The 20811-nt window shown below is 69.9% G+C and carries 17 protein-coding genes; 11 read left to right on the top strand and 6 right to left on the bottom strand.

What is annotated here, in order from left to right; genetic code table 11:
* Positions 1-168 precede the first annotated feature (168 nt).
* A complete protein-coding gene (locus tag H4281_RS33980) occupies positions 169-1623 on the top strand; it encodes a trypsin-like serine protease (protein WP_376771987.1) in 1455 nt (484 codons plus the stop codon).
* A 48-nt stretch (positions 1624-1671) separates the two neighbouring features.
* On the opposite strand, the gene H4281_RS33975 is transcribed toward H4281_RS33980, so the two are convergent.
* Positions 1672-3207 (bottom strand): S8 family peptidase, encoded by a 1536-nt coding sequence (locus tag H4281_RS33975; RefSeq protein ID WP_182894932.1) that lies wholly within the window; start codon positions 3205-3207, stop codon positions 1672-1674.
* A 255-nt stretch (positions 3208-3462) separates the two neighbouring features.
* Between H4281_RS33975 and H4281_RS33970 the strand changes: the two genes are divergently transcribed.
* Positions 3463-6327, top strand: a complete 2865-nt coding sequence (locus H4281_RS33970; protein WP_220508215.1) for an ATP-binding protein — start codon at positions 3463-3465, stop codon at positions 6325-6327.
* Between the two features lie 163 nt (positions 6328-6490).
* Here the strand turns inward: H4281_RS33970 and H4281_RS33965 are convergent, their stop codons facing one another.
* The gene (locus H4281_RS33965) at positions 6491-6886 is read right to left on the bottom strand and encodes a peptidase inhibitor family I36 protein (RefSeq protein ID WP_182894931.1); all 396 of its coding nucleotides are present in this window, start codon (positions 6884-6886) and stop codon (positions 6491-6493) included.
* Between the two features lie 558 nt (positions 6887-7444).
* Between H4281_RS33965 and H4281_RS33960 the strand changes: the two genes are divergently transcribed.
* Positions 7445-7954, top strand: a complete 510-nt coding sequence (locus tag H4281_RS33960; protein ID WP_182894930.1) for a hypothetical protein — start codon at positions 7445-7447, stop codon at positions 7952-7954.
* An 18-nt stretch (positions 7955-7972) separates the two neighbouring features.
* Positions 7973-9010: an outer membrane protein assembly factor BamB family protein gene (locus H4281_RS33955; RefSeq protein WP_182894929.1), complete on the top strand. Its 1038-nt coding sequence runs from the start codon at positions 7973-7975 to the stop codon at positions 9008-9010.
* Here the strand turns inward: H4281_RS33955 and H4281_RS33950 are convergent.
* Both H4281_RS33950 and H4281_RS33945 read right to left on the bottom strand, forming a co-directional pair.
* Complete coding sequence (locus tag H4281_RS33950; protein WP_182894928.1) at positions 8943-10133, bottom strand: hypothetical protein; 1191 nt, start codon at positions 10131-10133, stop codon at positions 8943-8945. The two genes, H4281_RS33955 and H4281_RS33950, sit on opposite strands and share 68 nt — an antisense overlap.
* Positions 10134-10231: 98 nt before the next feature.
* Positions 10232-10717 carry a GbsR/MarR family transcriptional regulator gene (locus H4281_RS33945; protein ID WP_182894927.1) on the bottom strand — a complete coding sequence of 162 codons (486 nt, stop codon included), beginning with the start codon at positions 10715-10717 and terminating at the stop codon, positions 10232-10234.
* A 104-nt stretch (positions 10718-10821) separates the two neighbouring features.
* Between H4281_RS33945 and H4281_RS33940 the strand changes: the two genes are divergently transcribed.
* Together H4281_RS33940 and H4281_RS33935 are read left to right on the top strand one after the other, a co-directional pair.
* A complete protein-coding gene (locus tag H4281_RS33940) occupies positions 10822-12375 on the top strand; it encodes a GMC family oxidoreductase (RefSeq protein ID WP_182894926.1) in 1554 nt (517 codons plus the stop codon).
* The gene (locus H4281_RS33935) at positions 12372-13304 is read left to right on the top strand and encodes an aldehyde dehydrogenase family protein (protein WP_182894968.1); all 933 of its coding nucleotides are present in this window, start codon (positions 12372-12374) and stop codon (positions 13302-13304) included. Before H4281_RS33940 ends, H4281_RS33935 begins: the two co-directional genes overlap by 4 nt.
* A gap of 78 nt (positions 13305-13382) precedes the next feature.
* Here H4281_RS33935 and H4281_RS33930 read toward each other — a convergent pair whose 3' ends face one another.
* Complete coding sequence (locus H4281_RS33930) at positions 13383-14096, bottom strand: ankyrin repeat domain-containing protein (RefSeq protein WP_182894925.1); 714 nt, start codon at positions 14094-14096, stop codon at positions 13383-13385.
* Between the two features lie 398 nt (positions 14097-14494).
* On the opposite strand from H4281_RS33930, the gene H4281_RS33925 reads away from it, so the two are divergent.
* Both H4281_RS33925 and H4281_RS33920 read left to right on the top strand, forming a co-directional pair.
* The gene (locus tag H4281_RS33925) at positions 14495-15478 is read left to right on the top strand and encodes a S1 family peptidase (protein ID WP_182894924.1); all 984 of its coding nucleotides are present in this window, start codon (positions 14495-14497) and stop codon (positions 15476-15478) included.
* A 238-nt stretch (positions 15479-15716) separates the two neighbouring features.
* On the top strand, positions 15717-15995 hold the full coding sequence (locus H4281_RS33920) for a hypothetical protein (RefSeq protein WP_182894923.1): 279 nt from the start codon (positions 15717-15719) through the stop codon (positions 15993-15995).
* 116 nt (positions 15996-16111) lie between these two features.
* Here H4281_RS33920 and H4281_RS33915 read toward each other — a convergent pair whose 3' ends face one another.
* A complete protein-coding gene (locus H4281_RS33915) occupies positions 16112-17122 on the bottom strand; it encodes a LysR family transcriptional regulator (protein WP_312872232.1) in 1011 nt (336 codons plus the stop codon).
* 7 nt (positions 17123-17129) lie between these two features.
* On the opposite strand from H4281_RS33915, the gene H4281_RS33910 reads away from it, so the two are divergent.
* The 3 genes from H4281_RS33910 to H4281_RS33900 are packed head-to-tail and all read left to right on the top strand — an operon-like array spanning position 17130 to position 20776.
* Positions 17130-17897 (top strand): enoyl-CoA hydratase/isomerase family protein, encoded by a 768-nt coding sequence (locus H4281_RS33910; RefSeq protein ID WP_182894922.1) that lies wholly within the window; start codon positions 17130-17132, stop codon positions 17895-17897.
* Positions 17898-17907: 10 nt separating this feature from the next.
* Positions 17908-19461 (top strand): acetate--CoA ligase, encoded by a 1554-nt coding sequence (locus H4281_RS33905; protein WP_182894921.1) that lies wholly within the window; start codon positions 17908-17910, stop codon positions 19459-19461.
* A 13-nt stretch (positions 19462-19474) separates the two neighbouring features.
* Positions 19475-20776 carry an MFS transporter gene (locus H4281_RS33900; RefSeq protein WP_182894920.1) on the top strand — a complete coding sequence of 434 codons (1302 nt, stop codon included), beginning with the start codon at positions 19475-19477 and terminating at the stop codon, positions 20774-20776.
* The last annotated feature ends 35 nt before the right edge of the window (positions 20777-20811 follow it).

Raw genomic sequence — 20811 nt, 5'->3', positions numbered from 1 at the left:
ATTTAGGGTCCGCCAGGAATATTCCGGGGGGTCGGCTGCCCGGCGTCGCGCTGCCGATCACCGCACCGCGCCGAGATAGATCCGTACCCATACGGTCCGGTTCCCGGATTGCTACCGCCTGCCCGGCCGTCGGAAGGTGACTTTCCCGTCCCAGGAAAGGAAACCTCCGTGAACAGACCCCACCGGACGCTGGGCTTGCTGGCCGCCGGGCTGGCCGTCCTCTCCGCCCCGCTCCTCCACGGAACAGCACAGGCAGCGGCCCCGGACGCCACCGCGGTGGCCCCGACCGGCGACACGCACATCCCGCCCGCCATGCGGCCGCAGTTCTACCACGGGCAGGACAGCTCGGTCGCGGAGTTCCCGTTCATCATCGCGGGCCTGCGCGAGGGCGGCACGCGTCCGCAGGGCCAGACCTGCACCGGCTCGGTCGTCGCGCCGCGCAAGATCCTCATCGCGGCGCACTGCAAGGCCGCCGAGGGGAAGAAGACGTTCCTGTACGGCCTCGACGACCTGAACGCGAGCGGCGGCACCCGGCTCGGCGTCGTCAGCTACGAGACCCACCCCAAATACGTGAACTTCGACCAGGGCTACGACGTCGCGATCGTCACGACGGACGCGGACATCCCGGTGCCGAACGGCCAGTACGCCAAGGTGGCCACCTCCGCCGACACCGAACTCAGCAAACCCGGCAAGAACGGCGTCGGCGTGGGGTACGGCAAGAAGGACTTCAACGACGACTCGCGGGACGTCACCGTCGACAAAGCCACCCTGCCGATCCGCGAGGGCTCGAACTGCCAGGGCGTCGGAGCCGGTTTCCAGGACGCCACGATGATCTGCGCCGGCTACTCCAACGGCGACCCGACGATCCTGCCCGGCGACAGCGGCGGCCCGCTGATCGTGGACGGCAAGGTGGCCGGCGTCGCGTCGTGGAGCCGCAGCGACTTCAAGTGGTACAGCGTCTACGGCAGGCTCGACAACGACATGGGGGACTGGGTCGCCGAGCAGATCGGGAACGTCGGCAACGACAGCTTCTCCCTCGGCGTCAGCCCCGGTTCGGTCCAGGTCGATCCGGGCAAGTACATCTCGACCACAGTCACCAGCCAAGCAGGAAAGAACGGCGCCGAGAAGGTCGATCTCACCGCGTCCGGGCTCCCCAGCGGCGCGAAAGCCACCTTCCAGCCCGCCAGCATCACTTCGGGCGACGCTGCCAAGCTGACCATCGAAACCGCGGCCAGCACTCCCGAAGGTTCTTACCCCGTAACGATTTCCGGCAAGGGCGCCACGGACACCGCCACCGCGAAGCTCACGCTGACCGTCGGCAAGGGCGCCCCGACCGGTGACGTCAAGGTCACCGTGACGCCCGGAAGCGGCTCGGCCGGAGCGGGTTCGTTCAGCAACGTGACCGTGTCGGCGACCGGCGGGACGGGCTCGCTCAAACTGTCCGCGTCCGGTTCGGGGCTGCCGATCGCCCCGTTCTTCACCCCGCAGACCGTCTCCTCCGGCGGCAGTTCGACGATGCAGGTGCTCGCCCCGTTCCAGGCGGGCACGTACCCGATCACCGTTACCGCCACCGACGCGAACGGCAAGACCGGCAACGCCACTTACACCCTCACGGTCCGGTGACCGCACGGTGCGCCGCGGCCAGCAGGACCGCGGCGCACCGTTTTCCGGTCAGAAGGTGATCGAGAATCCTTCGATCGAACCGGTGTCGAACCGGTTGACGTCCTTGACGCTCAGCTTCCACGTGCCGTTCGCCGTTTCCGCGGAGGCGTCCACGGTGTAGGTGGCGTGCACGCCGGTCGCCTCGCCGATTCCGCCGGATTTGCGCAGCGAGTACACCTTTCCGCTCGGGCCGACGAGGTCCACCGCGAGGTCCGCGGTGTAGGTGTGGGCGATGTCGACCTTCACCGGAAGCGTCGCCGCCGCCTTGCCGTCGCAGCTGTCCTGGGTCACCGAACTGGTCACCGCGGCACCGGCGTCCGGAATGGCCACCGGGGCGGTGTTCGACTTGACGCCGCACTTCGGGGCGGGCCCGGTGCCGCCGATGAACGAGACGTTCAGCAGTTTGTTCGGCGAACCGCTGCCCGCGTTCTTGACCATGCCGTCGACCGCGCCGGACACCAGGGCGTCCTGCGTCTGCTGCGCGGTGGCGCCCGGGTTGGCGGCGAGGTAGAGCGCCGCCGCGCCGGTGACGTGCGGCGTGGCCATCGACGTCCCGCTCATGTTCGCCGTGCTGCCGCTCGACAGCCCGAGGGACGTGATGTTGTTGCCCGGCGCGAAAATGTCAGTGCAGGAGCCGTAGTTCGAGAACGACGCCCGGTTGTCGTTCTCGTCGGAGGCGTTCACCGTGATCGCCTCCGGCACGCGCGCCGGGCTGGTGTTGCACGCGTCGGTCGAGGAGTTCCCGGCGGCGACGGAGTAGACGACGCCGGAGGCGATGGACTTCTTGATCGCGTCGTCGCCGACCCCGACCTGGTCCATGGTCAGGCTCATGTTCGCCACGGCGGGCTTGGCCGCGTTCGCGGTGACCCACTCCATCGCGTCCACCGCCGCGGAGTCCGGGCCGTTGCCGGAACAGTCGTTGCCGAGCACCTTGAGCGCGACGATCTTCACCTTCTTCGCCACGCCGTAGGTCTTGCTGCCGATCGTGCCCGCGGTGTGCGAACCGTGCCCGTTGCAGTCGATGCCGTCGCCGCCGACGAAGTCCTTGCCGACGCTCGCGCGCCCCTCGTACTCCGGGTTGTCCGGCTTGATCCCGGTGTCGAGGTCGTAAGCGGTGACGCCCTCGCCTGCGTTGGGGTAGGCGTACGCGTGGTCGAGCGGCAGGTTTTTCTGGTCGATCCGGTCGAGTCCCCAGGTCGGGTTCTGCTGGCTGCCCGCGATCCTGGCCGTGCCGTCCTCGTAGACGGTGCGCACGGCCGGATCGGCGGCGAGCCGGCGCGCCTGCTGGTCGGTCATCCCGCGCACGGAGAACCCGCGGAGCGCGACCGAATAGGTCGAGCGGACCTCACCGCCGTAACGCTGCGTGAGCGAAGCCGCCGAGGACTGCCCGCCGTAAGCGTCCTTGAGCACCACGATGTACTGGTCGCCGTAGTGCTGTTTGGCCGCTGCCACGGTACCCTCGGCCGCCTGTGCCGCGCCCGCCGTGCCCAGCGCCGCCGCGCCGAACACGGCGAGCGCCAAGGCCGTCGTTGCCTTTCCGCGCATCTGGAACTCACCCCGAAACGTCTCGATTTCCTGTGACGGAGAGCCACAGCGCCACCACTCTTCGGCTGCCCGCCCGCTCCGAACAAGCGAGGCTGCGGTCCGTAGGACTACGTAACTATTGGCCTGCCGCCGCCCGTCCTACGAAAGTCCGGTAACCGGCCGTGCGGGTTCCGTGAGCACCCGCCGCGACCTAAACTCCGTTCACACGACAGGACGATTTGGGTGCTGTGCCGCTTTTTCCGGAATCGGGAGGCCATGGTGCGCGACGACGCCGCGGCGGACGCCACCGTGCTCGTCGGCCGGGCCGAGGAACTGCGCTCGCTGGTCGCGGCCGGCCTCCGGCCGCCGTCGATCGTGCTGGTCGAGGGCGAGGCAGGCGTCGGAAAGACCCGGCTGGTCACGGAATTGCTCCGGCACGACGAGCTGACCGGACGCCGGGTCCTCACCGGGTGCGGGCAGGCGATGCGCGAGCCGTTCCCGTACGGCGCGGTGCTCGAAGCCCTGCGCGACGCCGGCCGCTACCTGCCCGACGCGCGCCCGCTCAACGGAGTCACCGGCGCACTCCGCCCGTACCTGCCCGAACTCGGCGCATACCTGCCCGCTGCACCTCCCTCGCTGGGCGACCGCCGAGCCGACCAGCATCGGCTCTTCCGTGCGGTCCGCGAAGTGCTCGACGCCCTCGGACCGGTGCTGCTGGTCGTCGAAGACCTGCACTGGTGTGACGACGGATCGCGCCGGCTGCTGCGGTTTCTCCTGGCCGAGCCGCCTCGGAAGACCAGCCTGCTGCTCACCTGCCGCGGAGCGGAGGCACCGGGCGGCCTCCCGCTCGGCAGCGCCTTCCGTCCCGCGCCCGCCGCGACGAACCTGGTCCTGGAACTGCGACCCCTCGACACCGAACAGACCGGGTTGCTCGCCAGCGACCTGCTCGGCGCCAGTGTGTCCGCCGAGTTCACCGCGGAGCTGCGTGAACGCACCGCCGGCATCCCGTTCGTCATCGAGGAAACCGTGCGCACGCTGGACCCGCAGTCGGCCGCGAACGCCGACCGCATGACCGCGCGCCGCGTCCTCGACAGCGTCGCCGTGCCCGCGCGCCTCCGCGAAGCCGCGCTCGAACAGCTTTCCGCTCTTCCGGTGCCCGCGAGACGGATCACGGAGACCGCCGCAGTGCTCGGCGTGCCCGCGTCCGCGCGCCTCCTCGGCGCGTTGGCCGGGCTGCCGCCACCGCGGGCGAGACAAGCTCTCGTGCTCGCCCTTGAACGCCAGGCACTGGTCGAACTGGCGGACTTCCACTACGGCTTCCGGCACACCCTTGCGCGACAAGCGGTGTACGACGCCATCCCAGGCCCACACAGGCAAGAACTGCACAGACGCGCCCTTTCCCTGCTCCGCGACGAGATCCCGGTGCAGTACGCCCAGCTGGCTCAGCACAGCCGAAAGGCAGGCGCGCCAGCCGACGCGCGACGCTACGGCGAGGCCGCCGCAGCCGCCGCGACCTCGGCCGGCGACCTCTCCACCGCGACAGACCTGCTGTGCACCCTGCTCTCGGAACCGGGCCTCGATTCGTCCGATGTAGACCGAATGGCCGTGAAACTGAGCGAACTGGCCAATTACGGCACCGCCCAACACGAGGTAGCAGGCGCACTGGAACGCCTGCTGTCCGACGACCGGCTGTCCCGCACACACCGCGGCCAGATCCGCCTCAGCCGCGGCCTGCTGCTGATCCGCCAGGCCGGCAGCATCGAAGCGGCGCGCACCCAGATCGAACTCGCCGTGCACGACCTCGGCCACCGCCCCGATCTAGCCGGCCGCGGCGTCGCGGTGCTGGGCCAGCCGTGGTTCGGCGCCACCCCGGTCGCCGAGCACCTGCGCTGGCTGGACCGGGCGGACGAGGTCATCGCGAACACGACCGACCGCACCCTCGTCCTGACCCTCCTGGCAAGCTGCCTCCCGTCCCGGCTCCAGCTCGGCGACCCCGGCGCCTTGGCAGCGATGGATTCCGTCCCGACCGCGGTCTCGTCGCCCGAACAGCAACGCCAACTGGCCCGGCTGCACGCCAACGTCGCCGACGCGTGCGCGTGGATCGGCCACCACCGACGCGCGGGCAGCCTGGTGCGCAGCGCGATCGAACTCGCCTCGAACTGCGCCGCGCCCTACCTGATCGGCATCGCACGCTCCACCGGCGTCCACGCGGACTGGCTCACCGGCAAATGGGCCGGCCTCGACGACAAGGCCCGCTCGCTGCTGGCCGAATACCGGCAACTGCTTCCGATGAGCGGCGAACTCTCCCTGGTGCTGGGCCTGCTGGCGACCGCCAGGGGAGAATGGGACCGAGCCACCGCCCATTTCGCCGCGGTCGGCCCCGACGAACCGGAAAACGCGGTGACCCCGGTAGTGCTCGCCGCACACGCCGGAATCGCGAGCATGCTGCTGTCGCACTCCGACGACGAAGCAGCCGCAGCCCGCGCCGGCCTCGGACTGGACTTGTTGCGCGCCAAGGGAGCCTGGTCCTGGTCCGGCGAACTGCTGCCGGTCGCCGTCGAGTCCTGCTGCCGCATCGGCCGCACCGGAGCCGCCGCCGCACTGATCGGCGAGGCCGCCCAGAAGATCCGCGACCTCGATGCCCCGCTGGCAGCCGTCTCGCTGCTCTTTTGCCAAGGCGTCCTTTCCCTGCACCGCCACGACCACTCTTGCGCAGCGAAATTCTTCCACGAAGCAGCCGACGGCTACGACCGCCTGCCCGCCCCGTATCCCGCTGCTTTGGCCAGAGAACAGCAAGCGCGAAGCAAACTAGCGATGGGCGAACCGGGTGCCGCGGATGCTTTCCCAGCGCTGGCAGAGGAATTCGCGGATCTAGGCGCGACCCGGGCCGCCGCCCGCTGCCGCCACACGCACCGTGCGACCGGCGCAGTAGCCCCGTCCCGGCGCGGCAGACGCGGTTATGGCAACGAGCTGTCCCCTCGAGAGCAGGACGTCGCGCGTTTGCTGGCGGATGGTCATACGAACCGGGAGATCGCCGAGGTGCTGTTCCTTTCGCGCCGCACGGTGGAGCAACACGTTGCCAGCGTGCTGCGGAAGCTGAAGGTCGCTTCGCGGGGTGAGCTGACTACTGCTGCCCGGTGACCCTTCGCCCGGCTCGGGTCCGGCTAGCCGAATGCTGCGCAACCGTAGCCAGGTCCCGGAATTCGCAGCCTTTGCGAAGCGAGAAAATGCATTTTTCACGAATTCCGGAACGGGCCGGTCGGCCGGAGTCCGACTCGCAACCAACCGGCTCGTTCGGGTGATCTCAGAACTTTATCGAACGTATTTGATAGGAACCCTGAAGATTGCCGCCGTGCCCGGGTTTGGTGCTGCCGACCCGATGGTGGTAGTTGGTTCCGGTGTAGTAGGTCGCCTTCTTGCCGTTGCCGTTCCAGACCGAGAGCACGTTCTTGCCCTGCCGGATGAACGAGCAGCGGTCGGCTGTGTTCGGCGTGTTGTCCCGGTACTGGCAGCGTGCTCCGCCGCCGTTCCAGCCGCTGTACATGCAGAAATACCCGGCGGAGCAGTTGTAGGCGGCGATTTCCGCGCCCGGGGCGGAGCTTTCCTGTGCGGCGGACGCGGGAATCGCGGCGCCGAGCGCCGCGACGAGTCCCATGGCTCCGAGCATGGCCGGTGCTGCGACCCGGAAAATGTTGCGCATCGCTTTAGCTTCCTTTCTTGGAGCTATCACGGATTAGGGATGGCGTTGTGAAGTGAACTGTCGAACGAGAACGCTGTCTCGATTATGGTCGGTTTTCGCTTCGCGGCAAAGCGGCATTCCAGTACGTCGTGCCTTGGCGGCGAGGGGTGCAGTTCCGGAAACAATCGACGACCATGCGCGGAGTGCGTCTGCGCACTCCGCCGGAATACTCCGGTCGAGCGCGTCAAGCGTCGAGACGGGGGTTCTGGTCGTGAGTGGTCGCCTCGCAGGAGATGAGAACGGCAGAATGGCGCGGCTCGCGGTGTCAGCGGCGGCTGCCCGGCCGGAATCGATCCGCCGTCATGGCGTTCAGGTGCGCTGAGATTGGAGCGAAGGCGATCACGGACGCGGAGATCTGAGGGATTCCGCGTCCGCGCTGCCCTGGAGCGGGGCAGGGGAGGCACCGATGACGATTCCGTGCACCGCGGCGCTGGGCGGCGGGCATCTCTTGTCGCTGTGGCGAAGCGTCCTGCGAACCCGGTCCCAGGGCGTCTTCGTCTGCGGCCGACACCGTGGAGGGTGGCCTGGCTCGCGGTGGGGGCATTCGCCGGGCCGTTGAACGCTCTGGGAGGCGGTCCCGGGGAAACACCACCACTGGAGCCGGAGCATGAGCGAGCAAGCTGTCGGAGGCAGATCGAGGCATTCCGCCAGTCGGACGAACTCTTGGCCTGGTCCGTGGACCTTCCCTCCGGGGCCAGCCATCACACCCTGGAGACCGTGCTCGGCATGGACGATTTGTCCATGCCGGAGGGCTATCCGATCTCGGTGAGACAGGTTCGCGCGGTTTTGGACTACTTCGACGCACTGGCAGACACCGCTGGTCCGCTGGACGACGGCAACTTCGGTTACTTCATCAGCGCTTTCGCCGACCAGGGTTCGACGAAGCCGGATTCAAGCCCGTCGGCGCAGCGCAACGCGACCGACGGGTGCAACCACTCTCCAGAAGGGTTCATGCTCCACCCGAGACGGCTGGCTGCCACGGAAACCTGGTCCGCGGCGCGACGAATGCGGTTGCCGGCCGCCACGTGATCGTGATGGTCTGACGCTGTGATCGAAATCGGATGGGAACGACCGCTGCACCAACGCGGCGTTGCCTCGGGCCTCGCGGTGACAAGCGGCGAGGTCATCGTCCACGAGCGCAGCACCAGGCTCGTGAGCCTCGACCCAGCAGCCGGCTCGGTACGGTGGGATGTCCCCGTCGGCACGCGGCCGCGTGCGGTCGTCATCGCCGGTGATCGTTGCCTGGCGATCCCGCAGGACCACCCTCGACTGTCCTGTTTGGACCTCGCGACCGGCAGGCGGATCTGGTCCGCGGACATCCCCGCTTTCTCCGGACATCTGGTCGTTTCGGCGAACGTCGTGCTCGTCGGCGGCTGGCGCGGCTACACGCCGCTCCGTGCGTTCGATCTCGCGACGGGGCAGCTCCGCTGGGGGACCGAGCGGCGAATCCGCACCGTGCTGCCCGTGCCCGCTGGCAACGGGTTCCTGATCGGCCAGCCACAAGACACCCGGGTCCGCTTGATCGATCGGCACGACGGCCGGGAACTGTCCGCGTGGCGGCTGCCGGAGCCGCTCGCGGACAACGACGCCGGATCCGTTGTCGCAGAGGCCGGGCCCGGCCGTTTCCTGCTTCGCTGCGGCCGACGCGCACTGGCTGAGATCGTCCTGTCGGCCGATCAAGTCCGGGAGTTCGCACGGGCCGAGACCGACCTCGCGGCTGCGGCACCGGAACAAGCAGCAGGGTTGCTGTGGCTGCCCGAGCTCCGCGGCGGCTACACCGTGGTGGACTCCGCCGTGGGACGTCCGCAGTGGCGGGTCGATGTCGGGGAGAGGCTCGTCGGCCGGGTCGTCCCGACAGCCGACGGCTGCCTGGCGGCCAGCAATTCCGGGATGCTGTTCCACCTGGCTTCCGACGGACGGCTCACCGAGCGCACCAGCGTGGCACGACGAATCTGGGCGCTGCGCAACGCCGCGGCTGATCAGCTGTTCGCGGTGGCCAAGGGCAGCCTGCTCGCCATCAGCGCCCGCCGCTGTCCAGCTCGTGCAGCTGGCGATCGGACGACTGGAAGATCAGCACGTTGTTGATGTTCACCGTCCACTCGTTGACGAACCTGTCCGGACGGAAGAAGGGCAGCCGGATCTCCTGCATCCTCGCGGCGAGCATGCCGCTGGCGACGCCGGTGAACGCGGGCTGTCCGGGCATCACCTCCGCCATCGCCTCGTCCGCAAGGACCAGCCCGGGCCGCAACGACACGATCAGGGCCGGGGACACGGGAAAGTCCGACCGGACAAGCACTTCCACTTCGAACCCGGGCGGCCGCTCCGGCGGCCCGGTCCGCGCGAGCTTGGCGGCGACCAAGGCGGACGCGGCATCGGGCGGGGCCGGCGACCGCACGCCGGGAACCGGGGTGGGCTCGCCGAAGGCGACCGTCAGCGGGCCGAACCGCAGCGGTCCGGGTCCGGTCGGCCGGACGACCACCTGCGCGGTGCTCGCCAGCCGGTCGTCGTCTTCGTACCCCGCGGGCAGGAGCAGGTCCACGTCGATTTCCGGCCCGAGGTCCTGGCCGAGCCCGCGCGCCAGGGCCTCGGATTCGGCGAGGAGGTTGAGGGCGAGGTCCACCACGCCGTCGACCGCGTCGACGATATCGCTGCCCAGCGTGTCGATCCGTTCCTCGCGCCTGCCCCGCAGGCCCAGCCGCGGGACCTGTTCCCGGGCCTTCTCATAGGCTCGGGGTCCGAAGAGCGGAAGAGCCTCGGTCAGCGCCCGGAACGCCGCCTCGTTCACCGTGTCCAGCGCCGCGGGCACGGTGTCGGGTCGGCCCGCGGAGAGGGAGCACAGCGCCACATACCGCTCGGCCACCGCGATCTGCAGCGGGGACTTGGCGGAAGCGGCAGCGGCGGCCTCGCGGAACAAGTCACGGGCACGGGCCAGTTCGGCGGCCCGGGACGTCGGCTCGGGTGCGGTGCTCGCGTCGCGCAATGCCCGCTGACCGGCGCCCAACGCGATCGTGTACCGCTGGTCCAGCAACTCTTCCAGCTGGCGGTCGATCCCGGCCAGCTGCTCGCTGAGGCGGTCTTCGCTGGCCACCAGTTCGCCCAGCAGCTCCGAGGCCAGGCCGCTGAGCTCGTCGTTCCCGGTGAGCGCCCGGATCAGCTGGGAAGCGCCGTACTTCGCGGCGATCGTGGCGATCGCGGTCAATGGCTCCACCCGTCACACCTTAAGCCCAGGACGGTGCGAGCCGCCCCGGAACGGGACATCCGGCCGCAGGGCTTCGACGCGGTGCGGCAGGAGGGGCGCTGACCAGGTCAGGCGCCGGTCTCGGTTCGACGGGCGTACTCGGCCAGGAGCGCTTCGAGCTGTTCGGTCATGAAGACGTAGTAGTCGCGCATCTGCCGCAGCCGGCCGCGTTGCCCGGCTGCCAGGTGCTTCCCGCGTTCCTGCGCGTTCTCGGCCAGTTCGAGCAGTTCGCGGGTCGCGGTCACCTGGTGCTGCAGGCAGCCGAGCCAGGCGTCGTCGCGCCAGCGGTAGACGAACTGGCGGCTCCCGGGGTTCTTGGCCCGCTCGACGACGCCGTTGACCATGAGCAGCCGCGTCATCTCGGACACCGACCCCTTGCTCGCGTCGAGCGCGTCCTGGAGTTCGCCGAGGGTCAGGGGTTTCTCGCTGAGCATCAGCACGCCGCTCGTGCGGCCTGCCATCGGCGGCCAGCCCATCGCCCGGCCGATGCGCAGGCCGAAGTCCTCGACGAGCGCGTTCTCGACGGGCCGGTCGTCGCCTGCGGGCACGGTCATCGGCACCTCACTGTAGCTCAGGAAAAACTGAACGTTCACTCTTGACTGAACGTAGCACCGGGCAGCATCCTAGCCGCCACGAAGACCGGCGAAGGAGCAGGCACATGGCGGACAGCGGCTGGGACCTCATCGTGGTCGGCGCCGGATCCTCGGGAGCGGCACTGGCGGTGCGCTCGGCGGAGCGCGGCAAGCGGGTCCTGCTGCTGGAGGCCGGCCCGGACTACCGCTCCGCGGAGATGCCCGAGGCGTGGCGCTCGCCCAACCCGATCGTCGCGCTGCTGCACCCGACGGCGGCCGAACGCATGGTGTGGCAGGGCCTGGACTCTACTCGGACGGACAAGCAGCCGCCGGCGCTGTACTGGCGCGGCCGGGGCGTGGGCGGCAGCTCGTCGATCAACGGCCAGATCGCGATCCGCCCGCCGATGGCGGACTTCGCCGACTGGGCGCTGCCCGGCTGGGGGCCGAGCGAGGTGTTGCCGTACTTCGCGAAGCTGGAGGACGACGAGCTCTTCGGCGACGAGCCCTACCACGGCCGCGGCGGCCCGACTCCGATTTATCGCACACCACAAGAGAATTGGGGTGCGGTCGACGCCGCGCTGCACCGCTCGGCGACCGCGGCGGGATACGGCTGGGCGCCTGACGTGAACGCCCCGGAGGCCACCGGCGTCTCGCCGTATCCGATCAATTCCCGTGCCGGGCGGCGCGTTTCGGTCAACGACGCCTACCTCGAGCCTGCCCGGGCGCTGCCGAACCTGACCATCCGCGGGGACGCGCTCGTCGACCGGGTGCTCTTCGACGGCAGCCGCGCGATCGGCGTCCGCGCAGTCCTCGGCGGGACCGCCACGACGGAACTCGCCGACACGGTCGTGCTGAGCGCGGGCGCCATCCACACGCCGGCGATCCTCCAGCGCTCCGGCGTGGGACCCGCGGGCCTGCTGCGGTCGCTCGGCATCGACGTCCGCGCGGACCTGCCGGCCGGCCGCGGTCTGCAGGACCATCCGATCGCGATGATCCAGCTCCCGCTGACCGAGGCGGCGGCGATCAAGACGCCGGACGACCGGCACACCAACGTCTGCGTCCGCTTCACCAGCGCTGCCGGCTCGCCCGAGGGCGACCTGATGTTCGTCTCGATGAACCAGAGCGTGCTCGCCATGGCGTTCGCGGACACCGGGGCCGGTGCGGGCGCGTACGGGGTCTGGCTCAACCAGAACTTTTCGCGCGGCGAGGTCAGCCTCGTCTCCGCCGACCCGGACGCGCAACCGTTGGTGCGCCAGCGAATGCTCTCCGACGAGCGTGACCTGCCGCGGCTGCGCGCCGGCGTGCGGGCGCTGGCCGAACTGGCCCGCGCCGACGAAACCGCGCCGATCCTCAGCGGTTCGCTGGAGAGCGCGAACAAGGAGCTGTTCGCCGCGCTGGACAACGACAGCGAGCTCGACGACCACCTGCTCGCCACCGCGGGCGACTCGCAGCACGCCACCAGCACGTGCCGGATGGGCGACCCCGGGCACCGCGACACCGTGGTCGATCCCGACTGCCGGGTGCTCGGCTTCGACCGCCTGCGCGTGGTCGACGCGTCGATCTTCCCCTCCGTTCCCCGGGCCAACACCAACCTCGCCGCGATCATGGCCGGCGAGCTGATGGCCGACCGGCTCGACTGACCGAGGAATCCCATGCGGACACTGCGGAACCGTCCGAACGCGGGCCGCTTTCGGTGGTGCGCCTGCTCGAACTGGCCGAACTGCCGCCGGGCGTGGTGAACCTGGTGCTCGGCGACGCTCGCGCCGGGATCCCGCTTGCCGGGCACGAGCAGATCCAGCTGGTGCACTTCACCGGTTCGGTCGCCACCGGCAAACGCGTCGGCGCGGCGGCGGGGGAGCGGCTGCACCGCGCGGTCCTGGAACTGGGAGGCAAGGACCCGGTCGTGGTCGACGCCGGTGTCGATCCGGTCGCCACCGCCCAAGCCGTCGCGTTCGGCGCGTTCATCAACACCGGCCAGATTTGCACGTCCATGGAACGGATCTACGTGCATCGTGACGTCGCCGAACCGTTCGTCGAGGCGCTCGTCGCCGCGGCCGAAAGCTTCCCCGTCGGCAACGGTCTCGACGAGGGCGTCGTGCTCGGCCCGCTGGTCGACCAGCGGCAGCGGGACATCGTCGTCCGGCACGTCGAGGACGCGGTGCGGAAGGGTGCGAAGGTCCGCGCCGGCGGGATTGTCCCCGCTGGCAAGGGTTTCTGCTACCCGCCGACCGTGCTCACCGAGGTCGACGACTCGATGCTGGTCCTGACCGAGGAAACCTTCGGCCCGGTCGCCCCGGTCGTCGTCGTGGACGCGTTCGAGGAAGGACTCGAACGCGCTTCCCAGTCGGAATACGGCCTCGCGGCGACGGTCTACACCGACGACCCGGACCACATCGCCGCCGCCGCGCGCATCCCGGCCGGTGTCACCTGGGTCAACCAATGGCAGGGCGGCGGCCCCGAGCGGCTTTACGAGCCCGCGCGCGACAGCGGCATGGGCGCGACCGGCGCGCGCGCCGCATACGACGCCGCGACGCGACCGTCCTCAGTGCACATCGCGGCGGCTTCGTGAAGAGGCGACTGAAGAACGACGAGTTGCGCGTTTAACGTTCTTTCGGTCAAGTGCCAGGCGGTCCGGCTAGCCCGGGAGTCAGTCCACGGTGTCGGCAGAGGCGCGCAAACCCAGTCCGGTCAGCCACTCGATCAGGTTCGCGCGTTGAGTGCCGTCGCTTGCTGCCGCGTCGATCAGGGTGCCGCGGCCGTATTCGGGCGTGAACGTCACGTCGGCGCCGAGTCCGATCAGGCGTTCGGCTGCTCGTCGCTGTCCGCCCGCGCAGGCGTGCCACAACGCCTGATCGAGCGCCTCCTGCGCCGGTGCGCTGTCGGCAATCAGCTCTTCCATCCGGTCGAGCAAGCCGAGCGCGGCCGCGTGCCAGAGCTTCTCGACCCGCGCGCCCCGTTCCACGAGCAGGCGTGCGACATTCCAGCAGGCGTAGCCGATCGCGTTGTCGAGCGGCGTGCCGATCGATCCGCCGGGCGCCTCGATGTCCGCGCCCGCGTCGATCAGCACCCGGGCGACGGCGGCGTCGTCGCTGCTGGCCGTCCAGTGCAGCGGAGACTCCCCGCCGTCCGGACGCGCGTCGACGTCGGCTCCCGAGGCGATCAACAGTTCGGCGACGCGCGGCCCGTTGGGGAAGTAGCCCGGCCAGTCGCTGACGACGTGCAGCGGCGTGCGCCCGCGGGCCGGGCCGCCCAGCGGGCAGGTGGCCAGTTCGGGATCCGCCCGCAGCAACTCTGACAGCCGGTCTGCGGCACCTTCCCGGATGGCGACGTAGGTGCTGAGCTGGTCCTCGTCTGTCGGCATCGCGATTCCTCTCGACGGCCGTGCGCCGGCACAGCCTACCCGAGTGTCCCAAGTGGACACTCGGGTACGCCTGCCGGCCGAGCACGGCGGCAGCTGCCGGGCTGCGCTCGTCACCGTCGCTCCGCCGTTCGGGTGCGGGATTGCGGCAAACGTGAACCTACCTTCGTCGGTGTCGCGCCGCCCTGAAGCTGTTCGAGAATCACAAACCTGAGGTTGATCACGTTCCGTTTCAACGAAGAGACGGTCCGGACCGCCCGAACTGGAGGCTCATGGTCCCGATCCGGTCACCCGACGCGCCAGGGAGGAGATGCCTCCGCAGTCAGCCGAGCACAGCACCGAATCCGGGCTTCCCGTTCGGTGCACGTCCTTTCTCCCCCCTTCCGCGCAGGAGGAAACACATGCGATCGACACGTTTCAGGCTGAGCGCTCTCGCCATCGGTTCGTTCGGCGCGCTGGCCCTTTCCGTGACCACCGTGCCCGCAGCGTCCGCGGCGGCGACACCGGCCGCGGTCATGAACAGCCTGGGCTCCGCCACCGGCGGGCACTACCTCGACGACAGCGGCGCTTCGGTCGTCACTGTGCTGAACAACGCCGACGCGGCCAAGGTGCGCGCGTCCGGCCTGAACGCGAAGGTGGTGAAGTACAGCCTGGGCCAGCTCGGCTCAGTCAAACAGCACCTGGACGCCACCGGCGGCGTGCCCAGCGCCGGCTGGGGCCTCGACCTCGCCCGGAACCAGGTCATCGTCGACGTTTACGACGCCACCCCGAAGGCGCAGAAGGACGCGCTGGTCGAGACCGCCCGCCAGTACGGCGACATGGTCCGCGTCGAACACCATCCCGGTGCGATGTCGTTGTTCATCAAGGGCGGCGACAAGATCAGCAACGGCCAAGCGTCCTGCTCCAACGGGTTCAACGTGGAGAAGGACGGCAAGAAGCTGCTCCTGTCCGCAGGCCACTGCGAGAAACTCGGCGGCGGCGGTCCGTGGAACGACGGCAAGACCGTCGACGCGGTGTTCCCCGACGAAGACAACATGCTCGTGGAGAACGCTTCGGGCGAGGGTCCGAGCGAGATCAACGACGGCACCAAGATCACCGAGTTCGCCGACGCGACGGTGGGCGAGCAGATGAAGCGCGCCGGGATCACCTCCGGCGTGACGGAAGGCAAGGTCACCAAGGTCGACTACACCTTCGAAGCCGAGGGTTACACGGTCTACCACGAGTTCTGCACGACCGCCCACTCCGACCACGGCGACTCCGGCGGCCCGGCCTACGACGGAGGCAAGGGCCTCGGCACCCTCTCCGGCGGAGACACCCAGACGTCGTGCTTCTTCCCGGCGACGCTGTCGGCCAAGAGGTATGGCGTGACGCTGCCCAAGTCCTGACCTGAGGCTGCCGTCGGGAGGTGCTGGAGACAGTCCTCCCGACGGCATTCCCGCGCGCTCCGCGTGCGGGGCGCTGATTCAGGTCCGGCTGGAAACCGGTATTGCTGCGTATGCAGAGCGGTTTCCGTTGCTGGTCGCGGTTTGTCAAGCGTTAGCGCCGGTCAGGGTGCTCAGCCGAGGCAGGTGAATTTCTCCTGGTGCCGGTGGTCCGTCAGGGACTGCTGAGAGGAGATGCCTGATGTCGGTCCGCGATGCGGCGCTTCGGGAGCTGAACCGCCGAATCGCTGAAGCAGCGAACGTGCCCGCACGAATCCTCGACCCGGATGCGCTACTCGCGGCCAGCGCGCTGCTCGGCGCGACCGCTCCCTACCCCGACGCGAACGCGGCTATCGCCCTGGCCCGCTACCGGTGGGCATGCGCCACCGCGCTCACCGCCACGGCCACGCGGGACGGCCGCACGTTCACAAGCCCTGCTCTGTCTCGCTGTGCACCCCGGCCGCTGAAGGATCGCCCATGATCGAAAGCTGCGGCAGGCTGTGCGGTCAGTGCGCGCCGCGGAACCGCGTGACACCGATCGGGAATCACCGGCAGTTTTCCGCTGCCCCGCCCCTGAGCGGCACGCGCCCCCCCCCATCAGTCCACAATAGACAGACTGTGCCCGGCAGCGCGAAGAGCTTCCTCCGCCGCCGCGGCGAATCCGGCGATGACGTCGTTCGCGCGCGTCGGCACCCACACGACCGAACTGGACCAGCGCAGCCGGTCCTCGTCGAGGGGGCGCCAGGTCAGCCCGGCGGGCAGCGGGTGCTCTTCGTTGAAGTGGACGCCCATTCCGGCGAGGACCAGCCCGTGGGTGAAGTTCGGGTTGCGCGCGTGCCGGATCGCGCCGGGGAGGAAGCCGTTGTCGCGGCAGATCGCGAGGATGTGATCGTAGAGCCGCGGCGCCATTTCGCGCCGGAAGACGACGAGCGGGACGCCGTGGAGATCGCGCAGCCGGACCAGTTCCGATCCGGCGAGCCGGTGTTCGGCCGGCAGCACCACTCCGAGCCGCCGCGACAGCACCGGCCCTGATTCCAGTCCGACCGTGTCGGACGGGTGCCGCACGATCCCGACGTCGAGCGTGCCCTCCCGCAGTTGCGCGATCTGTTCGTCGGTGCTGACTTCGTGCAGCTCCAGCAGCACGTCCGGGGCCTGTGCGGCGAAGCGGGCGGCGATCGTGCGCAGGACCTCCGGCGCGGTGTCCGGCGGGATTCCCGCGCGCAGCGTGCCCGCCGTGCCCGGGAGGATCCGGCGCATCGCCTCGCGCGCCCGGTCGACGCCGTCGAGCACCGGCCGCGTGTGTTCCAGCAGCAGAGCGCCCGCTTCGGTGAGCCGCACTCCGCCGCGCCCGCGGTGGAACAGTTCGACGCCCAGTTCCCGCTCGAGATCGCGGATGCGTTGGGACAGCGGCGGTTGCGCCATGTGCAGCCTGGCCGCGGCCCGGCCGAAGTGGAGTTCCTCGCTCAGGACGACGAAGTACCGCAGATGCCGCAGCTCCATCCGCGGCACCATATCAACCCGATATCGCGGGAGGTCGTACTTGGTGTTGGCCACCGCGGTCCGCCGCCTGTTCTTCTTGTCCGCGACGGGGACGACGAACGGAGGCACGCCGGATATGACCGAAACCGTATTGCTCGAGCGCAGGGACGAGATCGCCGTCCTGACGCTGAACCGGCCGGAGAAGCTCAACGCGTGGACCCACGCGATGCGGGAGCGGCTGATCGGGCTCTTGCGCGAGGCGGACCGGGACCCGGGCTGCCGCGGGGTGGTGCTCACCGGGGCCGGGCGGGCGTTCTGCGCGGGCCAGGACCTGGAGGAGACCGCCGCGATCGACCCCGGCGACCACGCCGCCGCGGAGGCCTGGATCGACGACTTCGACCGGTTGTTCCGCACGGTGCGGGAACTGCGCAAGCCGACCGTCGCCGCGGTCAACGGGGTCGTCGCCGGCTCCGGGTTCCAGTACGCGCTGCTCGCCGACCTGCGCATCGGGCACGCCGGGGTCACGATGGGGCAGCCCGAGGTCGCCTCCGGGATCCCCAGCATCACCGGGATCTGGGCGATGTGGGAGATCCTCGGCCGCGCGAAGACGACTGAACTCGTCCTGACCGCGCGGCTCGTCGACGCGGAAGAAGCGCAGCGCCTCGGCCTGCTCACCCGGCTGGTCCCCGAGGACGAGGTCCTGGACGCGGCCGTCGCCCAGGCGCGCGCGATCGCCGAGCTGCCGCCCGGCGCGGTCGCTCTGACGAAGGCCCGGCTTCGCGAGCTGGACGACGACGCGCTGGCCGAGGCGGTGATCGCGGCGAAGAAGATCCACGCGGACGCCTACGCGACGGGGGAGCCGCAGCGCGAAATGGCGCGTTTCCTGTCCGGCAAGCGGCGCTGAAGGCGGCGGGATGAGCTACGAGGAACTGTTCGAGGGGCAACGCTGGGACGTCCCGGACCGCTACAACATGGCCGCCGACGTGGCCGACCGGCACGACCGGGCCGCCGTGGCGCTGATCTTCGAGGACCACGCCGGCACGCACCGCGAGGTGGCGTGGGGCGAGGTGCAGGACCGCTCGCGCCGGATCGCCGCGCACCTGGGGAATCTCGGGGTGCGGCCAGGGGACCGGGTCGCGGTCCTGCTCCCGCAGCGGCCGGACACCCCGGCGGCTTACCTGGGCGTGCTGCGCACCGGCGCGATCCTGGTGACCATGTCCCTGCTGTGGGCGGACGACCCGATCCGCTACCGGCTGGCCGACTCGGGCGCGACCGTGCTGGTCACCGAGCGCGCCGAGCTGGGCCGGGCGGGCGAGTTCGCCGGGCACGTCGTGGACGTGGACGATCCGGCGATCGACGAGCTGCCGCCGGTCTTCGCCACGGCGGACACCGCGGCCGACGATCCGGCGCTGATCTTCTACACCTCGGGCACCACCGGCCAGGCCAAGGGGATCGTGCACGCCCACCGGACCTTGCTGGGGCACAACGAGTTCCGGTACTGCCACGACCTCCGTCCCGGCGATGTCTTCTACGGGGCGGGCGATTGGGCGTGGTCGATGGCGAAGCTGCTCGGCCCGCTGCGGGCGGGCGCGACGCATCTGGTCTACCGTCCGGCGAGCGGGTTCGACGCGGCCGGCCTGCTGGACGCCATGTCCCGCAACGCGGTCACGACCGCGCTGGTGAATCCGACGCTGCTGCGCAAGATGGCCGCAGACGTGCCGGACGCGGGCCTGCGCTACCCGCAGAAGCTGCGGGTGGCGTGCTCGTCGAACGAACCGCTGACCGCGGATCTCCTCGCGTGGTTCACCGAGCAGTTCGGCGTTCCGCTGCTGGACTACTACGGCTCGACCGAGTCGTATCCGCTGGTCGGCAATTTTCCCGGCGTGGCGGTGAAACCGGGTTCGATGGGCAGGCCGCTGCCGGGCTGGGACGTCGCCTTGCTCGACGCGGACGAACAGCCGGTGCCCGTCGGCGAGGCCGGCGAGATCTGCCTGCGCGCGCGGTCGAACCCGCAGTACCCGCTGGGGTACTGGAACCGGCCGGAGGACTCGGCGGCGGTGTTCGGCGGCCGCTGGTACCACACCAGCGACCAGGCGTTCGCCGACGAGGACGGCTACTTCTGGTTTCTCGGCCGCATCGACGACGTGATCAAGACGTCCGGCTACCGGGTCAGCCCGTTCGAGGTGGAGCACGCGTTGCGCGCGCATCCGGCGGTGGCCGACGCCGGAGTGGTCGGCGTGCCGGACCCGGTGCGCGGCCAGGCGGTCAAGGCGTGGGTGCAGACCGCGCCGGGGCACGAACCCGGCGACGCGCTCGCCGACGAACTCCGCGCCTTCGCCAAGGAACGCTATTCGCGGTTCGCCTACCCTCGCCACATCGAGTTCGTGGACGTGCTGCCCCGCTCCGCCACCGGCAAGATCCGCCGGGCCGATCTCCGGGGGCGCGACCGCGCTCCCGGCGCGCAGTGAGGAGGAGACGGCCATGACCGTCCGGACGGAACAGCCCGCGGCCGCTCGCGCCGGCAGGCGGAAAATCGTGCTCGCGTCGGCCATCGGCAATTTCACCGAATGGTTCGACTCCGCGGCCTACGCGACCATGTCCTCGACCATCGCCGCGGAGTTCTTCCCCCGGCACGACCAGACCGCGGCGCTGCTGGCGACGTGGGCGATCTTCGCGGGCGGATTCGTGGCGCGGCCGCTCGGCGCGGCGTTCTTCGGGCACTACGGCGACCGGATCGGCCGCAACCGGATGCTCGCGCTGAGCGTGCTGGTGATGAGCGGCGCGACGTTCCTGATGGGTGTCCTGCCGACGTACTCCGCGATCGGGGTGGCCGCGCCGATTCTGCTGTTCGCGTTGCGGACGGCGCAGGGATTTTCCACCGGCGGCGAGTACACCGGCGCGTCGGCGTTCATCATGGAGCACGCTCCCGACGGCCGGCGCGCCCGGTTCGCCAGCGCGGTGCCCGCGACCGTCGGCCTGGCCAGCGTCGCCGGCTCGGCCGTCGGCGTGCTGCTGACCTCGACGCTTTCGGCGGACGCGCTGCACACGTGGGGCTGGCGGGTGCCGTTCCTGCTGGCCGGCCCGCTCGGCTTGATCGGGCTGTACCTGCGGCGGAGGGTCGAGGACAGCCCGGTGTTCCGGGCACTGGCACGGGAGGAGTCCGTGCAGCGCAAGCCATTGCGCGACGCGGTCCGCTCGCACAAGCGCCAGATCTGCACGCTCTTCGGCTACAGCATCACCAACGCGATCGCGTACTACTTGATGAGCAGCTACCTGATCAGCTACATGGCCGACGAACTGCGTTACTCGCGCACGCAGGCGCTGACCGCCAGCGTGGTATCGATGGTCTGCTACAGCCTTGCCTGCCCTCTCATGGCTTCGGCGAGCGACCGGTTCGGACGCAAACGGATGCTGCTGGCGGCGTGCCTCGGATTCGTGGTCTGCACCCTTCCCGCGTTCGTGCTGATGCGTACCGGATTCGCCGGGGCGCTCGCGGGAACCACGGTGCTGGCGGTGCTGGTCGCGGTGATCGGGACGTCGAACGTGCCGGCGATGGTGGAGATGTTCCCGGGCCCGGTTCGCGCCAGCGGCTCGGCGATCGGCTACACCGCGGCGTACGTGCTCTTCGGCGGGACAGCCCCGTTCGCGGCCACCTGGCTGGTGTCTCTCACCGGCAGTTCGCTGGCTCCGGGCTGCTATCTGATGGCGATCGCGGTGGTTTCCGCGCTGGTGGTCAGGTTCGCGTTCCGGGAGACGAAGAACCTGGATCTGGCGAGGAGGTAGGGCGGCATCGGCGGCCCCGTACACTCTCGGGCGAG

The organism is Amycolatopsis dendrobii (assembly GCF_014145675.1).
Classification (GTDB): Bacteria; Actinomycetota; Actinomycetes; order Mycobacteriales; family Pseudonocardiaceae; genus Amycolatopsis; species Amycolatopsis dendrobii.
This window is presented reverse-complemented; position numbering and strand designations above follow the sequence as displayed.

Excerpts from the sequence above, each read along its gene's own strand:
- H4281_RS33975 (WP_182894932.1), bottom strand. The coding sequence starts at position 3,207 with ATGCGCGGAAAGGCAACGACGGCCTTGGCGCTCGCCGTGTTCGGCGCG.
- H4281_RS33970 (WP_220508215.1), top strand. The coding sequence starts at position 3,463 with ATGGTGCGCGACGACGCCGCGGCGGACGCCACCGTGCTCGTCGGCCGG.
- H4281_RS33965 (WP_182894931.1), bottom strand. The coding sequence starts at position 6,886 with ATGCGCAACATTTTCCGGGTCGCAGCACCGGCCATGCTCGGAGCCATG.
- H4281_RS33945 (WP_182894927.1), bottom strand. The coding sequence starts at position 10,717 with ATGACCGTGCCCGCAGGCGACGACCGGCCCGTCGAGAACGCGCTCGTC.
- H4281_RS33940 (WP_182894926.1), top strand. The coding sequence starts at position 10,822 with ATGGCGGACAGCGGCTGGGACCTCATCGTGGTCGGCGCCGGATCCTCG.
- H4281_RS33930 (WP_182894925.1), bottom strand. The coding sequence starts at position 14,096 with ATGCCGACAGACGAGGACCAGCTCAGCACCTACGTCGCCATCCGGGAA.
- H4281_RS33925 (WP_182894924.1), top strand. The coding sequence starts at position 14,495 with ATGCGATCGACACGTTTCAGGCTGAGCGCTCTCGCCATCGGTTCGTTC.
- H4281_RS33920 (WP_182894923.1), top strand. The coding sequence starts at position 15,717 with ATGTCGGTCCGCGATGCGGCGCTTCGGGAGCTGAACCGCCGAATCGCT.
- H4281_RS33910 (WP_182894922.1), top strand. The coding sequence starts at position 17,130 with ATGACCGAAACCGTATTGCTCGAGCGCAGGGACGAGATCGCCGTCCTG.
- H4281_RS33905 (WP_182894921.1), top strand. The coding sequence starts at position 17,908 with ATGAGCTACGAGGAACTGTTCGAGGGGCAACGCTGGGACGTCCCGGAC.
- H4281_RS33900 (WP_182894920.1), top strand. The coding sequence starts at position 19,475 with ATGACCGTCCGGACGGAACAGCCCGCGGCCGCTCGCGCCGGCAGGCGG.